Here is a 21,808-nt window from a genome sequence, read left to right on the forward strand (position 1 = left end):
TTCAGAAGGGGAGCCGAGATGCGAGAAGAAGTCGGGTTCGTCAGCGGCGGAGTGACGTTGCGGGGGTGGTTGTTTCGACCGGCGGAAGGGAGCGGACCGGCGCCGCTGGTGGTGATGACGCACGGGTTCGCCGGGGTGAAGGAATGGGTGGTTCCCTTCGCTGAGGTCTTCGGCGCGGCGGGGCTGGCCTGCCTGGTGTACGACCATCCCGGTTTCGGTTCCTCGGACGGGGAGCCTCGGTTCGAGGTGAATCCGAACGCGCAGATCGAGGGGTATCGGGACGCGATCACCTACGCGAGATCACTGGACGGCATCGATCCGGAGCGGATCGGTGTCTGGGGGACGAGTTTCTCCGGCGGGCACGTCCTTGTGGTCGCCGCGATCGATCGTCGGGTGCGTGCGGTGGTGTCGCAGGTGCCGACTACCGACGGGTGGGCCAACCTGCGTTCGCTGGTGCCGACGGTGATGCTGCCGATGGTGCACGCGGCCATCGCCGCGGATCGCCAGGGCAGACTGGCAGGGCAGGCGCCGCTGACGATCAAAGCGGCCTCCGATGTGCCGACCGACATGGTGGCCATGCCCGGCCCGGAGGCGTACCGGTGGCTGATGGACAACGGCCCCCAGGTCCCGGGGTGGCGTAACGAGGTGACGCTGTCGAGTATCGACCACTTCCAGTCGTATGCGCCCGAGGCGTTCGTGCGGCGGGTCTCGCCGACACCGTTGTTGATGATCGTCGCCGATCAGGACACGTTGACCCCCACCGATATCGCGCTGCGCGGCTACGCCGAGGCGTTGGAACCGAAGCGGTTGGTCCTGATATCCGGGCCGCATTTCGTGGTGTACGAGGAGGGTTTCGAGCAGGCGGCCGCGGCGGCGTGTGACTTCTTCGTCGAGGTGTTGGGTCGGTAGTCGCTGTCGGGAACATCAGAGACGGCGGACGGGTGCGGCGTCGTGGTTGGCCTGTTCGACAGGGCCGTTCCGAAACGACGTCGTGTACGTCGGCGGCGGGTGTGAAGGGCACGTGCCTGCCTCGTTTTCTGCGAAGCCGTGGGGCGCTGTGCGCTGGCACCGTGCGTCGCACGGCTTCGTGCCAGGGGCCCACGTCTTGGTGCGGCGCGGATTTCTGTGTGCGACTGGACGTTCAGCTGTTTCGCTCAACTCTTTCCACATGGAGGAGGCTCACGATGCCGCCTGCCCGTGTCAGACGAGACGTCGGCGGGCTTCTCGTCGAGAGAACTCGATCGGAGTCGGGGTGCGATCGGAGTCGCTGAATTGTGAACGCAAAAGTGCGAGTGAAAGAATGACGTGAGTGCTGCACCATAGCTGCGTTGAATGACTCGATGATGCTGTCGGTTTACCGATATCGCTGCACTGATAGCCAGCCGGTGTTTGCAAGCGCCCGAGACGGATTGCGTCACGACGACTGGTTCCTGCGAGGGACCGTGATGCGACGAGGTGGGACAGGTCCGGAGTAGGTCTTTGCGATCGCTGTGACCAACTGCACTACTCCCGTCTCGTCCATCGGGGCGATGCTGAGGCGGTACGAGGTCAGCGTGCCGGTCTCGAAGTCTCGGTGGTGGAGCAGGTCGTCTGTGTCGCGACCGTAGGCCACGGTCAGGCTCGAGGCCCACAGTCGACGGAAGTCGGGGTGCTCGGCGAGGTGGCCGATTATCTCGCGTGCCTGCGACGAGTCGCGAAACAAGCCCAGCATCGCCTTGTCGAAGGCCACGTTGTGCGCTGCCTCGCGTTCCCACTCGACGAAGACCCGTTTGGCTCGGGGCCCGAAGATCCATCTGGCGATCGACATCGTCTCTTCGATTCCGGGAAGTGCGGCAAGCCAGGTTGTGTTGCAGGCCAGAATATTCCAGAGTGGGTCGACGTAGGCGGCCAGAGTGTGACGAGCCTCGAGGTCCTCGAGATGGCTCATCCAGTCGGCATTCGTGGTGACTCGGCGGCGGATCTGCGACAACGACTCGAGTTCGACTGCCGGAGAGCGTAGTTCGCGTAGATGTCTAGCCAGCAAGGGGTCCACGTTGTACCCCTCGATCATGGCCTCCAATGTCTCGATCTTCGGCAGCTTGGCGTCCGACTCGATCTCGTAGAGGTAGGAAGGGCTCACGCCGTGAAGTCTGGTTGCCTCGTGTCGCGCGAGGTTGGCGTCTTCCCTGATCAGACGCAATATTGTCCCCATCGTCGGGATGCCTGGCGTCGGTACGGTTTTGGGAATCCAGCCCATGCTGGGTCCCCCCTTTCGTAGGTCTTCCGCTGACAGATCGGGTGAAGATACGATGGCCTGTTCGCCCCCAGGCTCTGGGTCAATTTCCTACCAGACCGGATAGGGCACGGCAACACATCCCGGCGGTGCTTGAGTTCGAACCCTTGGGCCGCTTCGCGGCGGCAGCGAAGCGGCGGGGGTGTCCAGAAGCTGATCTGCTTATCATTCGATAACTTTCGGGTTCACGCCCCAGGCGTGAACCCGGGCACATAAGCGCTGCTAGGGGCACCTTCGGCGATTCACGCCCGGAGCGTTAACGGAAAGCAAGGCAACCGAAACGCTGGTAGGGCAGCAGGTTTGGTGTGTTGAATACGAGCTGTCAGGTTGGCTCGATTGAAAGGAAATCCGATGGATCCATTCGTTGTTTTGGGGTGGGTGAATTCCGGATTGACTGTGCTGTCGCACGGTCTGGCGGTAGCCGCGCAGGCGCTGTCGCTGGTTCTTCCGTTCCTCTGAACAAAGTCAGACGCACGTCGTAAATGCGGTTTCTCGGTCAGTTCTCGCCGAGAAGCCGCTTCGCGGAGATAATCCCCCGGAATTTGCAGGACCTTGAAAGGGGCTATTTGCCATGTCCAAAACTCGTAGCGGCAACGGGTCGTCTAACACCGATCGCCTCCCTGGTCTGTCGCGTAGACGAAAGCAATTGGAGTCCAACGCCGCTCGTGTGTCGCTGGCTGCTGTGGTCGGCGTGGTTCCCGTAGCACTCGTGATGATGACCGCTTCCCCGGCGGTCGCGGTCGCGGAAAGTGCCGGGCTGATCGCCGATCAGCCCGGAGTGTTCACGGGACCAGCGCAGCCGGGCACCTCAGCTCCCACGCTGCCCCCGCCACCGGATGCCGAGCCCGAACCTCAAGCCGAGTTGCTCTCGCCGCAGCCGCCGGTGTTCTACGCCCAGCCGCCGCAGGTGCGCAACGACAGCTCGTCGCGACCTGCGCCGGAGTTCGCGGCGCCTGTGGCGCCGTTCAAGATCGAGGACCTGCATCTTCCCGAGCCGGTCGAGCCGGTCGCCCCGATCGAAGCGCCGCCGGACACGGTGCGAGTGGGGCAGTGGTCGGCTCCGCGTCCTGACTGGCTGCCACCGGAGTGCGCGGAGGCGATTAACGACGCCGCCGCGCAAGCGGAAGCGCAGGTAGCGACGGCCCTGGATTCGATCGGGATCGAGGCCGGCCGATCCGATCGCGTTGCGGGGGCGACTCTGGCTGGTGCGGGCATCGGCGGTGCGGCGGGTGCTGTGGTAGCTGGTGTTCCGGCTGCGGCGGCCGGCGCGGTAGTCGGGGGCCTGGTCGGCGGCACGATCGGCGGCATTGCCGGAGCTGCTGTGGGCACGGTCATCTCGGTGCCGGTCGTCGGCCCTGTCACCTCGGGCGTGGCGGGCACCGTGCTGGGCGCGGCAGCCGGTGCGGCAGCCGGTGCGGCAGTCGCTGGACTTCCGGTAGCGGCAGTCGGGGCGGTGGCCGCCGGGACGGTGGGTGCCGGATTCGGTGCCGGGGTCGGAGTCGGACAGCCATGACTTGGACCGTGGGACTACGCCGGGGGGTACTTGCTGCCAGTTTGGCGATCGTGACGGCGGGGCCGGTGTTGGCCGCCGGGGGCACCGCCACCGCGGTACCGATCGGACCCGAGTGTCCGGCGTTGTACATCCTCGGTGTGCAAGGCACCGGGCAGTCTTCGCCGACGGCGGACCCGCTCGCCGACACCGGGATGGTCGGTGAGTTGGTGGCGCCTGTACTCGCTGCTGCCCCAGGATTGGTACAGCGGGCCTACATCGGATACCCGGCGGGATTCGGTGGAGCTGTGCCAGGCGGAGGCACTGATCCCTACGTGGAATCGGTGCGCGATGCGCGGCGTGGTTTGGATGAGGCCGCCCGCGCGATCGTCGCAGCCTGCGCGGAAACGATGGTCGCCGCAGTTGGTTATTCTCAAGGCGCACAGGCGGTGTCGAACTGGGCAGTCGAGATAGGCGAGGGAGTCGGGGTGATCCCCCCGGAGCGAATCGCGGGTGTGGCGCTGTACTCCAATCCAGATCGTGCGCCTGGTTCGCCGACGATTCCGGGACGACCAGGGCAGTTGGTGCCCGATCCCGCACCGGGTACCACCGGTGCGGCGGTGTCGCAGGTATCGATGACCAATCCGCCGGCAGGCGGCGGGGGGATCGCCGGGGCGAGCAGCTACGGTGCGCTGACCGGCCGTGTCGCCGACATCTGCTCGGAAGGCGATCTGGCCTGCTCAGCGCCTGACCACGCAGCGTTGCTGCGGTTCTTCGCCGAAGTCGCGGCTCAAGCGGACCTCCGTGACCCGGTCGCTGCATTGTCCACCTTGAACTCTGCTCTCCACGCAGCCCTGGGGCGAGGATGGAACAGCGTGCTGATCAACGACTTTGCACTCGATGGCAATCGCGTCGACTATTCACCGCAACGCGGGTTGGCCGATCGGCTGGTGGAGGCGGCTGATCCGCGAAGCGCGGTGCCGGACGCTTCTGCCGCCGCAGCGCGGTGGAACGAGATCGTCGGCACGATCACGAACGACCCGGTCGCGCTGCTACCCAACCTCTTCGGGCAGTTGTCCTCAGCCTTCGGACAGCTGTTGGCCGACAACGCCGACTTGGTCAACCCGACGGTGTGGCTGCGGTATGTGGACACAGTCGCTCGCCACACCGGCTATGCACACGGCCAACTCGCCACTGGAATCGCCTGGCTGATCGCTTTGGCCCACGATGTCGGGAGCCGATGATGGACCTCTCCGAAACTCAGAAGTTCTACCGCGGCGAAGAACTCGATGTCGTGCCTCGCCCAGGGCGGATACTACGTCGCCGCTCAGTGACACTTCCCTGGCTGGGCGCCGAACATCGTGCTTGGCAGCTCGTTTACACCTCGCGGACCGCTCACCGGGCGCCGATTGCATCGTCGGGTATTGTCATTGCCCCTGAAGCGCGCCCACCCGTCGTTCCGGCCCCGATCCTGGCGTATTGTCCCGCCTTTCATGGGCTGGGCGGCGATGGTGTGCCGTCACAGATAGTCACCCGCAGCCACCGCCCAACCTTCAGGCCGTCCCTCGAATTGGCGCTATGGCGCGGATGGACCGTTGTAGTCCCAGACGGCCAGGGACTCGGACTGACTGGGCTCGGACCACATGCCTGGTTGGCTGGCCGAGCAGCTGCACACGCCACGCTGGACTTGGTGCGGGCGGTCCAACGAATGCCCGACCTCGAAGCCGCCGAGGCACCCTGCGTGGTGTGGGGATATGCGGACGGCGGGCGGGCAGCGGTGTGGAGTGCTGAGGTCCAACCTGCCTACGCGCCCGAACTGGACCTGCGTGGGATCGCCGCGGGGGCCGTCGTCGCCGATCCGGGGGCCTTGGTAGTGGAACTGGACGGCGGACCGCTGGCGGGACTTGTTCTGGCGGGCTTGGTGGGACTGGGGCGTGCGTACGCCCACCTGCCCGTCTTCCATTTGCTCTCCGATCAGGGAAGGTCCGCGATCGAGCAGGGAAAGACTATGAGCCGCAGCCAGCTTCGGCGGGCCTTCGCGACCACAGGTCTCGGACAGTGGTGCGAACGTCCGGACCCGTGGAACGACCCGGTGTGGCGGTACGTGCTGGCACACGAGATCGCAGGGCGGGCGACGCCATACGCGAAAGTTCACCTGTACCACGGCGTTGAAGACACTGTCGTACCTGTTGCTATGGGACGTCAGCTCGTTACCGATTACCGCGCCCGCGGAGCCGACTTGAGCTGGCGCGAGTACAGCGGCGGGCACAGTCGCGCTGCGGCAGCGGGAGCCAGCGACGCTGTCGAACGGCTTGCGGCTCACCTGAGAGAACCCAGGCCATCACCTCGGGTCTTCTCGGCCGATTGAGACCTTCCTGAATCTGATCAAGGGGGCATCCGCCGTTTCTCGATCCACTGCTTCCCCGCCGCGTCGCGCCCTGCCTCCTAGGCGCACCGATGCACTGAGACCCCTTCGGGCGGGCGCCGGGTCGGCCACCTCATCAATTTCCAGTGGCTGATTCGCCCCATGGCGAACCGCCCGGAGGGCCCCACCCAGGAGACGAAGTCCGATGAACAATGCGACCGACCCGCTTGGGCGCGGGTGGCTCGAATATGACAGCGAACCGGTGATCTCGTGTCCTGATACCGACGACGACTGCGTGGTCGGAGAGGCGGATGCGCCTGTCGGTCGCCCAGAGCTCGACCACCCCACCATGACTCTCTCACCGCTGCCGTCGTCGGCTTGCGACCTGACTCGAACGGCGGAGCCGCAGCCGGAACATACCCCATTGACCCTTCTTGTCGGACTGAGGTGACATCCGATGCATTCCAATCGAATCCATCCGCGTTTGGCGGCGGCTGTCACGGCGATCGCCGCCGTATTGATGACTGCAACTGGGACAGCCGTGGCCGAGCCCGGTATCAGGATCACCGGCTCTTGTCCGGCGTTGTTCGCGCTCGGTGTCCAAGGAGCCGAGGAGGGCTCGGTCGAGTCAGGTAGTGACACCGGCGCGCTAGGGCGGGTGTTCGGGCGCGTGTCCGCTGCTGTCGGTGACCGTGTCGAACGCGCCTACATCTCGTTCGGTAGCGCCGAGAACGGGGCCACGCTGCCCTACGAGTCCGCGGTGGCCGAGGCTGCAACGAAACTTGGAGACGCTGCGGGCAACATTGTGGCCCGCTGTCCGACAACGTATCTGGCCGTCGTCGGTTACGGCCATGGCGCGGCTGCGGCCGCGCGATTCGCCGAACGCGTCGGCGCTCCCCAACCCGGGCTCGGGGCCGGTCGCGTCGATGCCGGTCGCGTCGCGGTGGTGGCGTTGGTGGCCAATCCCGATCGCGCGTCGAACACTCCGGTCCTGCCGGGAAGGCCCCAAGCGAGCACGCCCTCGCCGGCACCGGGAACCTCGGGTGAGGAAGTCTCGAATCTCGCCCTGCTCAACCCGGCCACCTCCGGCTCCGGAATCGCGGTACCCGCCGGTTCCGCGGGCCGAGCGCCCCGCTACGGGAGCCTGGTGGGTCGGGTCGCGGAGCTGTGCGTTCCTGGTGACGCCACGTGCGACACCCCTGCGGGCAGTCCGTTGACGACCACGGTCGCCAACATCGCGGCCCGCACCGACACCCGCGATCCGATCGCGGCGATCTCCACGGTCGCCACCGCCCTGTCGGCGACGATCTTCGGCACCGCAGTCGAGGTGGTCGATCAGGATCTGTCCGGCACCAGCCTCGACCAGCTGTCCTACCAGCCGACCAAATCGCTCGGGCAGCGACTGGCCGAAGCCTCCGACCCCGCCACCGCACCGCCGAGCCAGGCCGAGGCGCTGGGCGCGCTGATCAAACTCGGCACCATCGGATTCAACGCCGTGATCACGGTGATACGCAAGGTGATCACTCCTGCCACGATCGCCGAACTCGCGACCGTCGGCATGACCAACCCCGCCGCGGCGATCGCCGTGCTGGGCGCGAAACTCGCCGGCGCGGCCGTCGAACTGATCCCGCCACAGACCGCGAACCGGTGGGTGAACGAGGCGTTCACCGCGATCACCGGCACCGTCACCGCCCCCGAGCAGCTCTACACCCTGGCCGGGACCGCCCAGTACAGCGACACCACCGGCCGCCACGGCTCCTACGACACTGTCGCGGCCACCCCCGCTGGCGAATCCACCCTGCGTACGGTCGCGAACTGGCTCATCGCCGCCACCCACGACATCCCCGCCACGCCGCCGGTCACACCGTCGCCCCCTACTTCACCGGCGAGCACGCCGTCGGCGTCGACCACGTCACCGGATCCCACGACCAAACCCCGATCATCGCCGGGTGAACCCCAGCCGCACTCCAGCCCGCGATGACCTCCAGACCCCTTCGGGCAGGAGCCCGATCAGCTGACGTACCCCACCCGGTCTGCTGATCCCCGTCCCTGGCGGCCTGCCCGAAGGGTCCACCCCACCACCCACATTCGCGCCTCGGTAGGAGGTGACACCGACCATGCCCAACCGACCCCCACTCGACGACGCCCACGGCGCGGGCTGGCTGCGCCCCGAACCCACCCTGCAACCGGTTCCCCCCGCCGCCGACCCCGCCCGTGACACCACCACCGATCGTGCCCCGAAGGGGCACCGCGCACAGCAGCCGGAGCAACCAGCTGTCCGGCCGTCGACCGAGTTTCCTGCACGCCGACAGGCAGGGCAGCGCGCGGTGTGGATCGCGTTGGCCGTGGCGTTAACGCTGGCCGCTGGGCTCGCTGGCGTCGGGATCCGGTCGGTGACCGACGCCAGCGACACGACCGTGGTGATCGCGCCCCCAATCACCGCTTCTTCGATCACAGCGGGCGTGAGCGCCACGACCGCGGTCGCCGGCGGGGCATGTGCCGGCCTGACCGGGGCGGCGGTGACCGACGGACCGGGCGAAACTCGCAGCGGTGTAGGGGTGATCGCGGCGTTCGAGTACCGCTATTACGTCCTGCGTGATGCCGCCGCCGCGTTGGCGGTGGTCGCTCCCGAGGCCGGACTGGTCGAACCGGTGTTGGCCGAGGGAATCGCGTCCATTCCGGCCGGGACCAGGCACTGCGTCGCGGTCACTCCGCTCGACGATTTCGCGGCCGAGGTGCACCTGGTCGAACGTCACGGTGACGGAACCCGGATGGACTATCTGCAACTGATCAACACCCGTCCCACCCCGAACGGGGACTTTCAGATCCTCAACATCCAGAAGCGGAGCTGACATGAGCACCGCTGTAGTACATCTGGCCGATACTCCGCCCGCCGACGATGGCCGCCTCGACCCGGACACCATGACGGTCCAGACAGGTCGGCGTGCACTGATCCGCACCCAGGCGCTGGTCAGCGGTGGCGAACACGCGCCGTTGTGGGCAGTGTTGGGCGCGCACGGTGGCGCGGGCGCGTCGACGTTGGCGCGCTGGTGGGCCCCGGCCGCCGACACCGGACCGGCCTGGCCCGCCTCGGCTGCGAGCACCCAGGACGTGGTGATCGCGGCACGGTTGTGCATCCCGGGCCTGGTCGCCGCCGCCGAGCGACTGCGGGAATGGCACGCCGGCCTGGCCCCTGCCGGGGTGCGGGTGATCGGGCTGGTCCTGACCGCCGCTCGTCCCGGCACGGTGCCGAAGGCCGTGCGCCGCTACCGGTCGGTGATCGCCGAGCTGGTGCGCGAGGTCCACGAGATCGCCTGGCACGACGAACTGCTCGCCACCGAACTGCCCGATCTGGCCCAGTTCCGGCCCTACGACCCGGCCCCGCCGCGCCGAGCTCGACTGTCCGAGGCGGTGCCTACCGATGTCCACCGTGTCGGCGCCGCGATCTTCACCCACCTCGCCGCTGCGGCGGCCCCGATCGATACGGAGAACCTGTCATGAGCCCGACCGCAGTACTCGGTGACGCCGTGGTCACCGTGCTGGCCCAGGACATCACGATCACCCCGACCGCCCCGCCCGGGTCGGGTAGCGCCATTGTCATCGTCAACTTCCTGGCCTGGTTCGTCACCCTGGCCGGGATCGCGGCGATCATCTACGCGGGCGGCAAATTCGGCTGGGAGCGCTGGCACGGGGGCTCGGTCGAGTCCCCGAAGATCCTGCTGGGCGCACTGGTCGGCGGGGTCGTGGCCACCAGCGCAGGCCCCATCATGACCGCCGTGGTCGCCGGAGGCTCCTGATGCCCGGCCACGCAAACGCCGCAGCGATGCTGGCGTTGCCGTTGCCCGCGAACGTCATGTCGCCGTTGACCCAACTGTTGGGTTATCTGGCCTGGTGTGTGCTGGTGCTGTGCATCGCACGCGCGGTCTGGATCGGCGCGCTGCTGGGCATCCGCTCCTACCGCGAGGAAAGCCTCGAAGGACTCCTGGGCGCCCTGCTCGGCGCGGTCCTGCTCGGCATGGCCAGCTCCCTGGCCGTGGCCGTCCTCCCACCCACCTGAATCTAGCGAGGAGAACCGATTCCCATGCGCTCGAACCGAACCCACCGTCTCTCGGTGACCGCCGTGATTGCCTTCACCGGCCCCGTCATGGCGGCCGCCTTGCTGGGGTGCGGCGCCCCTACGTCCGAATCCGAGCAGAGTGCCCCGGTCACCACGAGCGTGGAGGTCCACGCCGCTCCTACCGGGGGCCGCTGGCAGCGCTTCCAAGGAGTCGAGTTGCCGGTGACCGATCAAGGCCCCCGCAGTGACGAAGGCGCGGTGGTCTCGGGGTTCGAGCGCTCACCGGCCGGAGCCGCCGTCGCCGCAGCCCAGGCCAGCGCCCGGATCTCGGTCGCCACCGACAGCCAATGGCCGCAGGTCGGCGCCGACATGGTCGCCCCCGGCCCGGGACGCGACGCCTGGTCGGTCGCCCGCGCACAGCTCTCGGTCACCGCGCCGCTGGACGCCGACACCGCGCCGCGACTGCTCGGCTACGTCCTGACGCGCTACAGCCCTGAGGCCGCCGAGCTCGACCTCTACGCCCAACATCCCGACCGCTCAATCACCGGCCACCACACCAGCGTGGTCTGGCAACACGACGACTGGCGACTGAGCCTGCCCGACCCGGCCACCTCGGCCCCGCCCACCGTCACCACCCTCGACACCCCGCCCGCCGAACTCGTCGCCTTCGCGGCCCGCTGAAAGCGACTGTGCGTCATGGGATCCCATCGCCTCCTGATCATCCTGCTCACCGTCATCGCCGTGGTCGTGGCCGTCGTGTTCGTCGTGACGGTCACCCGCGACGAAGACTCGACCCCGCCACACCCGGACCAGTCGAGCGCCGCGTCGTCCTCGAGCGCGGTGGCGGGTTCGGGTGGGTCGAGTTCGGACATGTTCGGCAACCGCCTCGACATCCCGGCGACCGAGACCGGCACTCCGGCACCGCAGGATCCCGCCGCCCGTCCGGACCCGGCCGCCCCGGGCTACCTGAACACGCCACCGGTGGGACTGCGCTGGCAGCGCGGGTGGGGCGGCGCCGCGCTGCCGGTCTCTGCCAGCGACGGCCCTGCCACGATCACCGACGGGATCGCCTCCGGCTTCGCCCGCACACCCCAAGGCGCGGTCCTGTCCGCGGCGGACGCCCTCGGGCGGGTCCTGGCCGCGCCGGAACAGATCTGGCAGCAGGTGGTCGCCGAGCGCTACCACGGCGGCGGCGAGGCCCTGGTGGATCGGTATGCGCGGTCGCGGGCGCGCACACCGGATGCCGCCCGTTATGTGACCGTCCCCGACGGTGTCCGGGTCGCGCCCGGCTACAGCCCCGACTACGCGGTCGTCGAGTTCGCGGTGCGCGATCAGCTGGGCTACCGGATCGCCCGCTGGCCGATGACCTGGTTCGACGGAGACTGGCGGGTCGCCGTACCCGCCGACCTCGAGATCCTCTGGGGGCCAGGAACCTACGTCGCATCGCTGACCGGGTTCAGCACGGCGTGGAGGACCGGCGCATGAGCACCGACACGATCGCCGGCCCCCGCCTCGGCGGTGTCCGCGAACAGCTGCCGGTGCCCGGCATCTGCGACATCCCGCTGGGACCGCAGCAGGCGTGCCAGGGCATCCAACTCGCCGAGGACGTCGCGAACTCGGCCTACGACAAACTCGTCGACGTCGTGCTCGAAGGGTTTGCCCGCACGGTTCGAATAGGTATGGCGTGGTGGACGAACTTGCCGTCGCCGCAGCTCAGCGACGGCACGTCGGGTCCTGGTCCGGTGTTGAGCGCGGTGCGCGAGTACAGCGGCGGTTTGCAGGTGCTGTTCCTGACCGCGGGGATCATGTTCGCCGCCGCGCGCTTGGCGTTGGCCAAGCGCGGCGGTGTCGCGGGGGAGGCACAGGAGAGCTTCCTGATGCTGGGGCGGGCAAGTTTCCTGTCGATGGCCATCGCGGTGCTGGTCACCACCGGCACCCGCGCCGGAGACAACTTCTCCAACTGGGTGATATTCGAGGCCAGCGAAGGCGACTGGCTCGGTGCGGTCGACCGGATCACCGCATTCGACCAGAACCGCACGACCGTGGCCGGGCTGGGCACGGGGATTCTGATTGTCGTCGGAACTCTAGGGTTGGTCAGCTCGCTGCTCCAGTTGGTGATGCTGGTCGTCCGCCAAGCGCTGCTGATCCTGGTGGTCGCGGTGATCCCGATCGCTGCCGCCGCGGCGGGGACCGGTCCGGGATCGCAGGCATATAAGAAGCTGGTGTCGTGGACGGTGGCGTTCGTCCTCTACAAACCCGTCGGCGGCCTGGTCTACGCGGTCGCGTTCACCGTCATCGGCGATCAGAAACAGACCGATTCCCAGCAGGTCCTGCTCGGGCTGATCCTGCTGGTGATGAGCGTGCTGATCCTGCCCGCGCTCATGCGCCTGGTCGCACCCGCCGTGGCGACCCTCGGCGGCGGGGGTGGCGCGACCGCGGTCCTGGCCGGCGGCGCGGCCGGCGTTGCGATGGGCTCGGCCGGCGAGCGCGGCAGCGCCCGCAAACTCAGCGAAGGCGAAGACGCCGCGAACGGCACCGGCCCCGCTGGCGGCGCGAACCCGGGCGGCGGCAACAACACCGGAGGCGGTGGCGGTGGTGGGGGGCGTCCGCTCGGTGGCGGCGGCGAGAGTGACTCCTCGCCCGCGGGTGCACCAGGCGGGGGCAAGGCGGGCAGCGGTACGTCGAGCACCTCCGGTGGCGGTGCCTCGCGTTCGGGTGCCCCGTCGGGTCGGGCCTCCTCGCCGGGCGAGGGTGCGCCATCCGGCGGTGGTTCCGAGGCCGGCGGCGGTGCCGGTGGGGGGGCGGTGCTGGCCGGGCACGCGGTCAAGGCCGCGGGCGAGCAGGCGGTGTCGGAGGCCGGGGAGCAGACCCGGGAGGCCGCCGAGGGCGGTGGGGATCCGGATTCGCTGAGCCCGGGGGAGGTGCGGCGATGAGCACCCGCATGTACGGGCGATGGGAACGGCCCCGCAGCGCCGGTTTCTTCGGCCTGACCTGGGGTGTGACGCTGTTCGGGTTGGCGTTGATCGTGACGGTCATGGTCGGGTTCCTGCTCACCCGATCCCTGCCCGTCGTCGCTGCAATGATCCTCGCCGCCGCGACCGTGTTCGCGCCGCTGGCGATCACCGTCAACGGGCGCACCGGGTGGGAGTCGGCCGTACTACGGGCCCAGTTCGCCGCGGCGCGGGCGCGCGGTGAACTCGTCTACCGGTCGGGGCGTTTCGCGCGTATTCCCGGGGTCGCGAAACTGCCTGGGCTGTTGGCGGATTCGCGGCTCTCGGAGTACGAGACCGCGGGCGGGCGACGGTTCGGCATGCTGCACATCCGCCGCTCCGATCACTACACCGTCGTGCTGCGGGTGATCCCGCGCGGAAAGGAACTGGTCGACCAACCACAGATCGACGCGTGGGTGGAAGGCTACGGGCACTTCCTGGCGACCCAGAGCCGCGGCGGAGAGGTCGTGGCGGTGACCGCGGTCCTGGACAACGTCGTCGAGACACGACTGCGCCAAGCTCGGGAAGTCACCCGGTTGGTCCGCGATCAGGCCCCCGAGTTCGCGAAAGCGGTGATGCGCGAGGCCGCCGCCGATATCGGCGGGGTCGGCGTGCGGATCGAAGCACGGATCGCCATCACCTACCGCGCCATCGGCAAAGGCCGGGTCCGTCGCGACGAAGCAGAACAGGCCCGCGAGATCGGCCAACGCCTACAAGGGGTCATGTCCCAACTCGCCCGCGCCGGACTGCCCGCCACGCCATTGCAGGCGTGGGAAGTGGTGGGGCTGGTTCGAACTCGCTACGACCTGGCCTCTCAACGCGACGTCGAAGCGGCCGGCGCCGCGGTGCTCGAGACCCAGTCCTGGGATTCGGTCGGTCCGATCTCGCACCTGGACCGGTGGGACCACTACGTGCACGACGGCGCCCGCTCGATCACCTGGGAGATGGACGCCGCCCCGCGCGGCGCGGTCATGGAGAGCGTGCTCGAGGAACTACTGCGCCCCCGCGCGGATGTGCCGCGCAAGCGGGTGGCGATCGTGTACCGGCTGCATTCGGCCGCCGAAGCCACCTCCCTGGTCGACGCGGACTTCCGCGACGCGATCGCCGCGGAGCAGACCGAACGCGGCATCGCCAGTGCTTCGGCGCGGATCCGGGTCGGCAACACCAACGCCGCCCGGGAGGAACAGGCCCGCGGCGCGGGCTTGACCCGCTTCGGTGTGTTGGTGACGGTCACCGATCACCTCGACGGTGACCTGCCCGGCATCGAAGCCTCGATCAAGGCGATGAGCGCGGCGTCGCGGCTGTCGGTGCGCCGCTGCTACGGCTACCAGGCCGCCGCCTTCGCCGCCTCCCTCGGGATCGGGCTCGTTTTACCCGAGCACACCTCGATCTCGGCGGGGGTGTCGCGATGAACCGCTCGACCGGCTCGCGGGCGCGTCGGCGTCGCGAGAGTGTCGCCGGGATCCGCGTGCTCACTCCCACCGCGCGAGCGGCGACCGAAGCCGCCGCCGCCCGGCCCGGACCGCGCGGTTGGTGGGCACGGCTGGCGATATCGAGCGACGATCATCGACGGGCCACCGCCGCCCGACGCACCGAAACACTCGATGCGGGGGATGGCTTCGACCGATCACCGGCCACCCTGACCGACCGCGGCTACCGCGGGCCGGGCGGCGGCCGCGCCGCAGTGGTCCCCTCCACCCCGGAATGGCGGGCCACCACCGTCCAGGTCGCCGGCCTGTGGCCCTTCGCGGTCGGCGCCAGCGCCCCCACAGTCGGCACGCCGGTCGGCGCGCACTACATCACCGGCGCGCCCGTGCATTTCGACCCGATGTCGTGGTTTCTCAAAGGATTCATCACCGCGCCGATCGCGTTCGTGTTGGCGCTCAACGGATTCGGCAAATCGAGCCTGATCCGGCGGATGGTGACCGGGGCAGTCGCCGCCGGGGAGACCGTGCTGTGCATGGGCGACACCAAACCCGACTACCGCGACCTCGTGCAACACCTGGGCGGGCAGGTCGTCGAGGTCGGGCACGGGCACGGCACCGTCAACCCCCTCGACGTCGGCGCGCTCGCGGCGACCATCGCGCGCCTGCCCGACCCCGACCAGCGCCGCCAGGTCCGCGCCCGCGTCGAGGCCGGGCAGGTCAACATCGTGGCCGGGTTGATCGAACTGGTCCGCGGCGCGCGGGTCGCCGACTACGAGGAAGTCCTCATCGCCGCCGGGCTGCGCGAACTCTACAGCCCCGCGAGCGGGTTCGACTACGACAATGCGCCGCTGCTCGGTGACCTGCTCGAGGTGATCTCCACCGGCGGCGAACGATTGCGGCGCTTCGCCGAAGAGGACGGCGTCGCCTCCTACCGGGCCGGCACCAAGACGCTGCGGCGCTCGCTGCGGGCGCTGGTGGAAGGCCCGTTCGGCGCCATCTTCAACGGCCCCACCAGTACACGTCTGGATCTGGACAGCCCCGCGGTGTGCGTGGACGTCTCGCGCATCCCCGAGGGCGACACGAAACTGTTGGCCGCAGTGCTGATGGTGTGTTGGTCGGACGGGTTCGGCGCGGTCGCCGCCGCTCACGCCTTGGCCGACGCCGGCCTGGCGCCCGCGCGCACGTTCGAGGTCGTCATGGACGAGATCTGGCGCGTGCTCGGTGTCGGGGACTTCATGGTCGATCGCGTCGACGCCCTGACCCGGCTCAACCGGACCCTCGGCACCGGGCTGATCATGTGCAGCCACACCGTCAAAGACCTCGCCGCCTTCGACTCACCCGCCGCCCAAGCCAAAGCACTCGGGTTCTTCGAACGCGCCCGCGCCAAGATCATCGGCCCGGTCGGCCCCGAGGAAGTCGACCGCATCCGCGCCGTCGTCGGCATCACCGACACCGAGAAACTACTGCTCACCTCCTGGGCCGCCCCCCGCCCGCCCAGCGACGACGACCTCGACCCCACCCGCCGCGAAACACCCCCCGGCACCGGCTGCTACCTGCTCAAAACCGGCGAAGCCGCCGAACCTGGCGTCGCATTCCGCATGAACTTCACCCCCACCGAACGCGCCTCCCAGATCCACAACACCAACCGACGCTTCGACCACCTCACCCACGGCACGCAGGCCGGTGACCGGTCATGACGACATCGAAAACCACCGTCGTGGTGCTGATCTCGCTGCCTGTCCTGCTGCTGGTGATCCTGCTCGCCGTCGTCGGACTCGAAGATCGGTCCTCGTGCGCGACCCCGATCCCCGGCGGGGCGCTCGACGGCGCACCGACCGGATACAGCGTCGCCGGGCTGTCGGAAGCCCAACTACGGCTGGCGCGCGAAGGCGTGGTGATCGGCAAACGACGGGGGATGCCGGAGTCGGTGATCATCGCCGAACTCGCCGCCCAAGCCACCGAATCCAGCTTCCGTAACCTCGCCAACCCCGCGGTACCGGAATCGCTGGGCTTCGCCAACGACGGCCTCGGCTACGACCACGACTCGGTCGGACCACACCAGATGCGCGCCAGCGTCTGGGGATCGGTCGGCATCGCCGCCCTGATGGACCCGGTGTATCAGATCAACTGGTTCTACTCTCACGCCGAACAACTCGGCGTCGCCGCGACGGAGATGGCACCCGCCGAACTGGCCCAGGCCATCGAACGCAGCGCCCCCAACGCCTACGCCGGCCAACTCACCCTTGCTCAACGGCTCTACGCGCTCTTCGCCGACCTCGACCCCGGCCCACGGACAGGGGCGGGGTCGGCGAAGAGCGCGGTGGAGGGATGTGGGTCGCGCTCGGGCACGCCGCTGAGTCCAGCCGAGGCGAGCGCGTTCGGGCGCGCGGTCATCGACCACGCCTCGCGCTGGATCGGCACCCCCTACGAGTGGGGCGGCGGAGATTTCGAGGGCCCGACCGGCGGCGGATTCGACTGCTCCGGGCTGACCCGCTACGCGATCTACCACGCGTCGGGCGGGCAGATCCAGCTCCCGCACTACACCCAGGCCCAACAGGACCACCCGTCCGCCGAGGTCGTCGCGTTCGACCAGCGTGAACCCGGGGACCTGATCTTCTTCACCGCCCCCGGCGACGCCGATTCCCACCACGTCGGGATCTACCTCGGCCGCGACGAGCAGGGCCGGGACCTGCTGCTGCACGCCCCACAGACCGGCCAGACCGTCACCACCACACCGCTGTCGGCGTGGGAGGGCGAACGCATGGACGTGCGCCGCTACTCCCACGCCCTCACTCCCACCGTTCCCGTGTCGCCGGAAAGGAGTCCCGATCATGGGTGAAGATCCCCTCGCCACGCACCGGCGACCCATCGTCGGATACGTCACCGCTCGAGTCCGAAACACACCCGCCGGCCGTCGACCGGGACACGTCGCGAGCGTGGTCAGGACCAGCGGCGAGGTGGTGGCGTTGGTGCGGGCCCACGGGGTCCGGCTGCGCGGGATGACCCGCCTGCTCGACTTCGAGCGGTTCGCCGCCGAACACGGGCTGCGCCGTGAGGTCGAGATCGCCCGCTTCGTCCGGGCGTTGTGGTGGGTCCTCGGAGTCGACCTCGCCGCGATCCGCGCGCTGACCGTGGCCCAGCTGCAACTGGACCCGTCCTTCGCCGCCCAGGCCCGCCGAGGCCCGCAGATGGCGTTGTCGTGCGCGGGCACCGCCACCCACTTCGCCGTCGCCGGCCCCGACGGGAACCTGATCTGGCACGACCGCTATCCCCACGACGCCATCCACACCGCCATCGGCGGCGCGGAACACGCCGCCCGACGAGCGATCTGGGTCGCCTTCTATGCCCGCGTCGGATGGGGTGCGCGGGCGGCGCGGCTGCGGCTGACCGTGGCTCGCGGTCACGGACTGGACCTGCTCGAACTACACCATCACGCCCTCGCCGCCGATGTGCTGCTGGAGCTGGTCGCCGATCCCGTGGACAACCCCGCCGCCGCCCGGGTCGGCGACGCGCCGACCCTCGTGTGGCGCGGCTGCGACCCGGCCACTCTTCTCGCCTCGAACGGGGAATCGCTATGAGACGTACTCGGATCGCGATCGTCCTGGCCGCCGTCACGACGGCGATGTCGGGGTGCGCGGCGAACACGCCCGTCGTCCTCGGCCCACCACCGCCACCACAATGCCGCGCCGAAGCCCTTCCGCCCCCCTGGGTCGAGGTCGATCCCTGTGCGGGAGAACAGGTTCTGTTGGCCGCGGTGCGGGCGGTGTTCACCTACCGCCCGGCCGAGCAACCCGACACCTCCGAGGCGGTGCGGCAGGCGGGTGCGCTGCTGGAGCAGCGGTTCGCCGCCGACGCGGTGAGCACCTCGCTGGTGTGGGGGCCGGTCACTCCCGTCCGGTGGCAGCAGTGGCGTGAGGCCGGTGTGCGGGTGGACGCGCGGGTACAGCTCGGCGCTGACGACCACCCGGCGGACACGGCGACCTCGCTGGCCCGGGTGGTGCAGGTCGAACTCGTCCCCAGCACGAACGCACCGATCGTGTTCCCCGTCTACGCCACCGTCGCGCGCACCGGGCCCACGACCGGGTGGCGGCTGGCCGGGATGCGGGTGCGGTCATGAGCGGGGATCCGGTCGAGGAGAGCGGCCAGCAACTGCGCCAAGGTGCGATCCAGGCATTCCAGATGGCCCACACCACCGCCGCGCTGATGCGCGGACGCGGAAGCGAGAGCCGCTCGGCGGCCGAACACACCCAACGTCTCACCCATGCCGACCAGCGAGAAGCCCGCTCGGCGGCCGAACATCAGGTGCGAGTCGAGGCAACGGTTTTCGAGACGAACTCCAAGGTCGCCGTCAATACCGCTCGCATCAGCGAGATCGAGGGCCGCATGAAGATCAACACCCAGGCCCACCAACTTGCCGAAGAAGAGACCAGAGCCCGGATGGACCGCGCCGACACCGACCTGGAACGCCGAGACCTGTTGGCCTTCCAGCAGTTCGACCACAGTGAGGACGTCCAGGACGAGAAACTCGGCGCCTACGAGGCGCGGGAAGAACGCGCCGAGGAGCTGCATCGACTCGAGGTCGAGTACAAGCAACTGCTGATCGACGCGCGTCGCCGTGCCGCCGGGTTCGTGGATTCGCTGTCCGAGCACGGACCGGCAGGGGCGGCGGGGGAGTCGGCGGCGGCGTTCGCCGCGGCCGAGGCCGAACGAGTCAGTTCAGAGGCAGCCGCCGATGCCGCGGTGTCGGCAGCGGCCAAGGCGGCCGCGGACGCCAAGACAGCCGCGGATGCCCGGGCGGCAGCGGCTCGGGCGGCAATGGCCAGGGCGGCCGCGGATGCCTACGCGCAGCGCTTCGCCGAGGATGTCGGGCGGGCCTTCGACGAGGTCTTCGGCGACCTCGCGTCGCCGCCGGTCACGGCCGGCGGTGCCGATGCGCGGGACGTCCTGGATGTCGAGTTCTTCGACATCGTCGACGACGTCACCGAATCGGTTAGTGAGACAGCGACGGTCGAGGCCGCCGAACCCGAGTACCCGACCGCGCGCAACCTGGTCGATGCCGTACGCGACCTCGCCGGGGAACTGACCGTGGATACCGATCTCGCCCACACCCTCGGTGAGGCGGGGCTCGATCTCGCGCAGGACCTCTCACCCGCGGCGGCGGTGGCGGACGCGGTCGAGGCCGCTCTCGACGGCGACGCCGAGCCGAGCGCGTCGGTCCAGGCGGGCGCGCGGGCCGAGGTCGACGGCGCCGAGGTGCTCACCGCGCCCCTCGGCTCCGGAGCCGATTGGGGGCCGCAGCCGTGATCCTCGTCGCGTCCGATGCTTGCTGGTCCCTGCCGCGGGTGGGAGGCCGGTGATGGCCGCCCCGACTCCGCTCCAGCGGCACCTGCTCAGGGGCGTGCAGAACGTGGCATTGGACAACCGCCTGCACCGCGCGTTGCGCGGCGATGCCGCCGAGGGGGTGGTCGACGAGCGTGAATGGATCGGGCAGCGGTCGTTGGCCCAGCTCGAGCAGGTCGCGCTCGGGGTCGGGGTGCCCAAGGCGTGGGTCGACTACGCCCGTGCGGCCGGTGAGCGTGGAGAGCGGTGGCAGCCGGGCACGACGATGCTGGGCTCGGGCCACGTCGACCGCGACCAGCTGCTGGCCGGGCTCGCCCATGAGGTCCGCGCGTTGCAGGACATCGCCGGGATCGGGGCGGTCTTCCTCGACAGAGGCGGTCTGGACGAGGACGCCGACAGCAGGTTCCGGCGCGTGGCCGGCATGACCTGGCAGCGGGTGGGAGCGATCTCGCACGCCCTACGGCTGAGCACCGAGGAACGACATCAAGCGTGGCGGCGCGGTCAGCAGCACTGGGCCACCGCCGTCGCGACCCGGCTGTCGAGTGCCGAGCCGAAAGAACTGGCACAGCAATGGAACCGGATCGTCGCCGCCGACTTCAGCGCTCTCGCGATCCCCGTGATGGTGCTCCAGGGCGCCGGCATCACCGCCGAGGACACCACTGCGGCGATGCCGACCACCGCTGACGACATGTCCGCGCAGGTCGCCGAAGCCCTGACCGGACTCGACCAGGCAGGCGGGCCGGCACGGGCGGGCACGGTCGCCGCGATCGAGAACGCCGTACGGGCCGCCGGTCCCGCAACCGACGCGGGCCTCGACGCCCACGCCGCGGGCACGGACCCGCCACCACCCGCGCCGCACTCACCCGAACCTTCGTCAGGAGTCGACCCATGACCAGGCATCACCCGTCGAAACACTCTGCTGCACAACGTAACTCGAAAGCCAGGAGAGTCGTGTGAGCGCGCCCGAGGACCGCGGTGATCTCGCCGGCTGGAAAGCCGGGCTGCTGGCCAAGATCCAAGCGCGTTCCCTCGAGCTCGCGCGGGTGCTGTCGCGGGGATATCCCGAATACGTTCCCGCCGCCGGACGTGGGGAGGTGGCGTTGGCGAACTGGCGTGCGCACCTGAGCGATCTGGAGGCCGATCGCCACGAGGTGATCCTGCGCGCGTCCGCCAGCGGCATCCCGGCGGCGATGATCACCGAGGCGATCGAGAACGGTTCCCAGGGCAGGGTGTGGGGTGAGAGCGCCCGCAACCCGCCGACCAGCCGATACGGGGACTCCTCGGAGCGCACGGAGTCGATCGCCCGGCTCGCCGAGGACGTGTGGACCCTCGAGCACATGGCGGTGATCGCCGTGGAACACCGAGCACGCGGATTCGACAACGACCGCGACCACGCCGTTCGCGACCAGTACCGGCGCAACATGGACGCGCTGTGGACGCGCGCGGACCGCACCGCCGCCCTCGTCGACCCCGACTCCGCCGAAGCCCGCGAGTTGTTCGGCCGTGACGTCGCCGGCTGGCGTCGCCTGGCCGCGATCACCGTGACCGCCTACAGCGACTCCCTGCTCGAACAGCTCTGGCGCGTACACGCCTGGGGCGGCGTCGAACCCGCCGTCGAACGCACCCTCGAATACCTCCCCGACACCGGCGCCGAGTCTCATCACGCGCGTCCCCCGACGCCGGCGGTGCTGTTCGAGCACGCCGGTATGGCGCTGGACGTCGTGCACCACGGCGTGTACGGCGGCGCCGGCGGTGTCGAGGATGCCGCCCGCACCGCGCTGAGCGGCGAGCGCGAGACGACTCCGAGTCCCGAGGTCGCCGCGGTCGAGCCCGCCACCCACGAATCGACGATCGAACCCGAATTCTGA

General features: G+C 69.3%; 22 protein-coding genes. 21 read left to right on the forward strand and 1 reads right to left on the reverse strand.

Translation table 11 applies throughout. From position 1 onward, the window contains the following. Window positions 1-18: 18 nt before the first annotated feature. A complete protein-coding gene (locus tag ON30_RS33095; protein ID WP_040714162.1) occupies window positions 19-909 on the forward strand; it encodes an alpha/beta hydrolase in 891 nt (296 codons plus the stop codon). 505 nt (window positions 910-1,414) lie between these two features. Here ON30_RS33095 and ON30_RS33100 read toward each other — a convergent pair. Further along, window positions 1,415-2,236 (reverse strand): helix-turn-helix domain-containing protein, encoded by an 822-nt coding sequence (locus tag ON30_RS33100; RefSeq protein ID WP_083911874.1) that lies wholly within the window; start codon window positions 2,234-2,236, stop codon window positions 1,415-1,417. Window positions 2,237-2,918: 682 nt separating this feature from the next. Between ON30_RS33100 and ON30_RS33105 the strand changes: the two genes are divergently transcribed. The 20 genes from ON30_RS33105 (at window position 2,919) to ON30_RS33195 (ending at window position 21,808) form a co-directional block, all read left to right on the forward strand. Continuing rightward, entirely contained in the window at window positions 2,919-3,785 is an 867-nt protein-coding gene (locus tag ON30_RS33105) for a hypothetical protein (RefSeq protein ID WP_157184035.1), read from the forward strand. Next, entirely contained in the window at window positions 3,782-5,005 is a 1,224-nt protein-coding gene (locus ON30_RS33110; RefSeq protein WP_245554328.1) for a cutinase family protein, read from the forward strand. The genes ON30_RS33105 and ON30_RS33110 overlap by 4 nt, the downstream gene beginning before the upstream one ends. Then, window positions 5,005-6,129, forward strand: coding sequence for a lipase family protein (locus ON30_RS38275; protein WP_157184036.1), 1,125 nt, complete (start codon window positions 5,005-5,007; stop codon window positions 6,127-6,129). Before ON30_RS33110 ends, ON30_RS38275 begins: the two co-directional genes overlap by 1 nt. Before the next feature lie 202 nt (window positions 6,130-6,331). Continuing rightward, window positions 6,332-6,577 (forward strand): hypothetical protein, encoded by a 246-nt coding sequence (locus ON30_RS39885; protein WP_157184037.1) that lies wholly within the window; start codon window positions 6,332-6,334, stop codon window positions 6,575-6,577. A gap of 219 nt (window positions 6,578-6,796) precedes the next feature. Beyond that, a complete protein-coding gene (locus ON30_RS33120) occupies window positions 6,797-8,107 on the forward strand; it encodes a hypothetical protein (protein WP_169334976.1) in 1,311 nt (436 codons plus the stop codon). 136 nt (window positions 8,108-8,243) lie between these two features. Then, entirely contained in the window at window positions 8,244-8,978 is a 735-nt protein-coding gene (locus ON30_RS39890; RefSeq protein ID WP_157184038.1) for a DUF8176 domain-containing protein, read from the forward strand. A gap of 1 nt (window position 8,979) precedes the next feature. Then, entirely contained in the window at window positions 8,980-9,627 is a 648-nt protein-coding gene (locus tag ON30_RS36765) for a hypothetical protein (protein WP_157184039.1), read from the forward strand. Beyond that, a complete protein-coding gene (locus tag ON30_RS33135; RefSeq protein WP_051030338.1) occupies window positions 9,624-9,923 on the forward strand; it encodes a hypothetical protein in 300 nt (99 codons plus the stop codon). The genes ON30_RS36765 and ON30_RS33135 overlap by 4 nt, the downstream gene beginning before the upstream one ends. Continuing rightward, on the forward strand, window positions 9,923-10,183 hold the full coding sequence (locus tag ON30_RS33140) for a hypothetical protein (protein ID WP_157184040.1): 261 nt from the start codon (window positions 9,923-9,925) through the stop codon (window positions 10,181-10,183). Before ON30_RS33135 ends, ON30_RS33140 begins: the two co-directional genes overlap by 1 nt. Window positions 10,184-10,237: 54 nt before the next feature. After that, a complete protein-coding gene (locus ON30_RS33145) occupies window positions 10,238-10,864 on the forward strand; it encodes a DUF8175 domain-containg protein (RefSeq protein ID WP_157184041.1) in 627 nt (208 codons plus the stop codon). 15 nt (window positions 10,865-10,879) lie between these two features. Beyond that, complete coding sequence (locus ON30_RS36770; RefSeq protein ID WP_051030340.1) at window positions 10,880-11,668, forward strand: DUF8175 domain-containg protein; 789 nt, start codon at window positions 10,880-10,882, stop codon at window positions 11,666-11,668. Next, window positions 11,665-13,116 (forward strand): hypothetical protein, encoded by a 1,452-nt coding sequence (locus ON30_RS33155; protein ID WP_157184042.1) that lies wholly within the window; start codon window positions 11,665-11,667, stop codon window positions 13,114-13,116. The genes ON30_RS36770 and ON30_RS33155 overlap by 4 nt, the downstream gene beginning before the upstream one ends. Beyond that, complete coding sequence (locus ON30_RS33160; protein WP_040714173.1) at window positions 13,113-14,585, forward strand: SCO6880 family protein; 1,473 nt, start codon at window positions 13,113-13,115, stop codon at window positions 14,583-14,585. The genes ON30_RS33155 and ON30_RS33160 overlap by 4 nt, the downstream gene beginning before the upstream one ends. Then, window positions 14,582-16,297, forward strand: coding sequence for a putative type IV secretion/conjugal transfer ATPase (locus tag ON30_RS33165; RefSeq protein ID WP_051030341.1), 1,716 nt, complete (start codon window positions 14,582-14,584; stop codon window positions 16,295-16,297). The genes ON30_RS33160 and ON30_RS33165 overlap by 4 nt, the downstream gene beginning before the upstream one ends. Continuing rightward, window positions 16,294-17,439 (forward strand): C40 family peptidase, encoded by a 1,146-nt coding sequence (locus ON30_RS33170; protein WP_040714174.1) that lies wholly within the window; start codon window positions 16,294-16,296, stop codon window positions 17,437-17,439. Before ON30_RS33165 ends, ON30_RS33170 begins: the two co-directional genes overlap by 4 nt. Beyond that, window positions 17,432-18,178 carry a hypothetical protein gene (locus ON30_RS33175; RefSeq protein ID WP_157184043.1) on the forward strand — a complete coding sequence of 249 codons (747 nt, stop codon included), beginning with the start codon at window positions 17,432-17,434 and terminating at the stop codon, window positions 18,176-18,178. The genes ON30_RS33170 and ON30_RS33175 overlap by 8 nt, the downstream gene beginning before the upstream one ends. Beyond that, window positions 18,175-18,717 carry a hypothetical protein gene (locus tag ON30_RS33180; protein WP_157184044.1) on the forward strand — a complete coding sequence of 181 codons (543 nt, stop codon included), beginning with the start codon at window positions 18,175-18,177 and terminating at the stop codon, window positions 18,715-18,717. Before ON30_RS33175 ends, ON30_RS33180 begins: the two co-directional genes overlap by 4 nt. After that, a complete protein-coding gene (locus ON30_RS33185; protein WP_040714178.1) occupies window positions 18,714-19,904 on the forward strand; it encodes a hypothetical protein in 1,191 nt (396 codons plus the stop codon). Before ON30_RS33180 ends, ON30_RS33185 begins: the two co-directional genes overlap by 4 nt. 52 nt (window positions 19,905-19,956) lie before the next feature. Next, window positions 19,957-20,832 carry a hypothetical protein gene (locus tag ON30_RS33190; protein ID WP_157184045.1) on the forward strand — a complete coding sequence of 292 codons (876 nt, stop codon included), beginning with the start codon at window positions 19,957-19,959 and terminating at the stop codon, window positions 20,830-20,832. A 61-nt stretch (window positions 20,833-20,893) separates the two neighbouring features. Further along, window positions 20,894-21,808, forward strand: a complete 915-nt coding sequence (locus ON30_RS33195) for a hypothetical protein (protein WP_040714181.1) — start codon at window positions 20,894-20,896, stop codon at window positions 21,806-21,808.

This window comes from Nocardia takedensis NBRC 100417 (assembly GCF_000308695.1).
Classification (GTDB): Bacteria; Actinomycetota; Actinomycetes; order Mycobacteriales; family Mycobacteriaceae; genus Nocardia; species Nocardia takedensis.

Excerpts from the sequence above, each read along its gene's own strand:
- ON30_RS33095 (WP_040714162.1), top strand. The coding sequence starts at position 19 with ATGCGAGAAGAAGTCGGGTTCGTCAGCGGCGGAGTGACGTTGCGGGGG.
- ON30_RS33100 (WP_083911874.1), bottom strand. The coding sequence starts at position 2,236 with ATGGGCTGGATTCCCAAAACCGTACCGACGCCAGGCATCCCGACGATG.
- ON30_RS33110 (WP_245554328.1), top strand. The coding sequence starts at position 3,782 with ATGACTTGGACCGTGGGACTACGCCGGGGGGTACTTGCTGCCAGTTTG.
- ON30_RS38275 (WP_157184036.1), top strand. The coding sequence starts at position 5,005 with ATGGACCTCTCCGAAACTCAGAAGTTCTACCGCGGCGAAGAACTCGAT.
- ON30_RS39885 (WP_157184037.1), top strand. The coding sequence starts at position 6,332 with ATGAACAATGCGACCGACCCGCTTGGGCGCGGGTGGCTCGAATATGAC.
- ON30_RS39890 (WP_157184038.1), top strand. The coding sequence starts at position 8,244 with ATGCCCAACCGACCCCCACTCGACGACGCCCACGGCGCGGGCTGGCTG.
- ON30_RS36765 (WP_157184039.1), top strand. The coding sequence starts at position 8,980 with ATGAGCACCGCTGTAGTACATCTGGCCGATACTCCGCCCGCCGACGAT.
- ON30_RS33135 (WP_051030338.1), top strand. The coding sequence starts at position 9,624 with ATGAGCCCGACCGCAGTACTCGGTGACGCCGTGGTCACCGTGCTGGCC.
- ON30_RS33140 (WP_157184040.1), top strand. The coding sequence starts at position 9,923 with ATGCCCGGCCACGCAAACGCCGCAGCGATGCTGGCGTTGCCGTTGCCC.
- ON30_RS36770 (WP_051030340.1), top strand. The coding sequence starts at position 10,880 with ATGGGATCCCATCGCCTCCTGATCATCCTGCTCACCGTCATCGCCGTG.
- ON30_RS33155 (WP_157184042.1), top strand. The coding sequence starts at position 11,665 with ATGAGCACCGACACGATCGCCGGCCCCCGCCTCGGCGGTGTCCGCGAA.
- ON30_RS33160 (WP_040714173.1), top strand. The coding sequence starts at position 13,113 with ATGAGCACCCGCATGTACGGGCGATGGGAACGGCCCCGCAGCGCCGGT.
- ON30_RS33165 (WP_051030341.1), top strand. The coding sequence starts at position 14,582 with ATGAACCGCTCGACCGGCTCGCGGGCGCGTCGGCGTCGCGAGAGTGTC.
- ON30_RS33170 (WP_040714174.1), top strand. The coding sequence starts at position 16,294 with ATGACGACATCGAAAACCACCGTCGTGGTGCTGATCTCGCTGCCTGTC.
- ON30_RS33175 (WP_157184043.1), top strand. The coding sequence starts at position 17,432 with ATGGGTGAAGATCCCCTCGCCACGCACCGGCGACCCATCGTCGGATAC.
- ON30_RS33180 (WP_157184044.1), top strand. The coding sequence starts at position 18,175 with ATGAGACGTACTCGGATCGCGATCGTCCTGGCCGCCGTCACGACGGCG.
- ON30_RS33185 (WP_040714178.1), top strand. The coding sequence starts at position 18,714 with ATGAGCGGGGATCCGGTCGAGGAGAGCGGCCAGCAACTGCGCCAAGGT.
- ON30_RS33190 (WP_157184045.1), top strand. The coding sequence starts at position 19,957 with ATGGCCGCCCCGACTCCGCTCCAGCGGCACCTGCTCAGGGGCGTGCAG.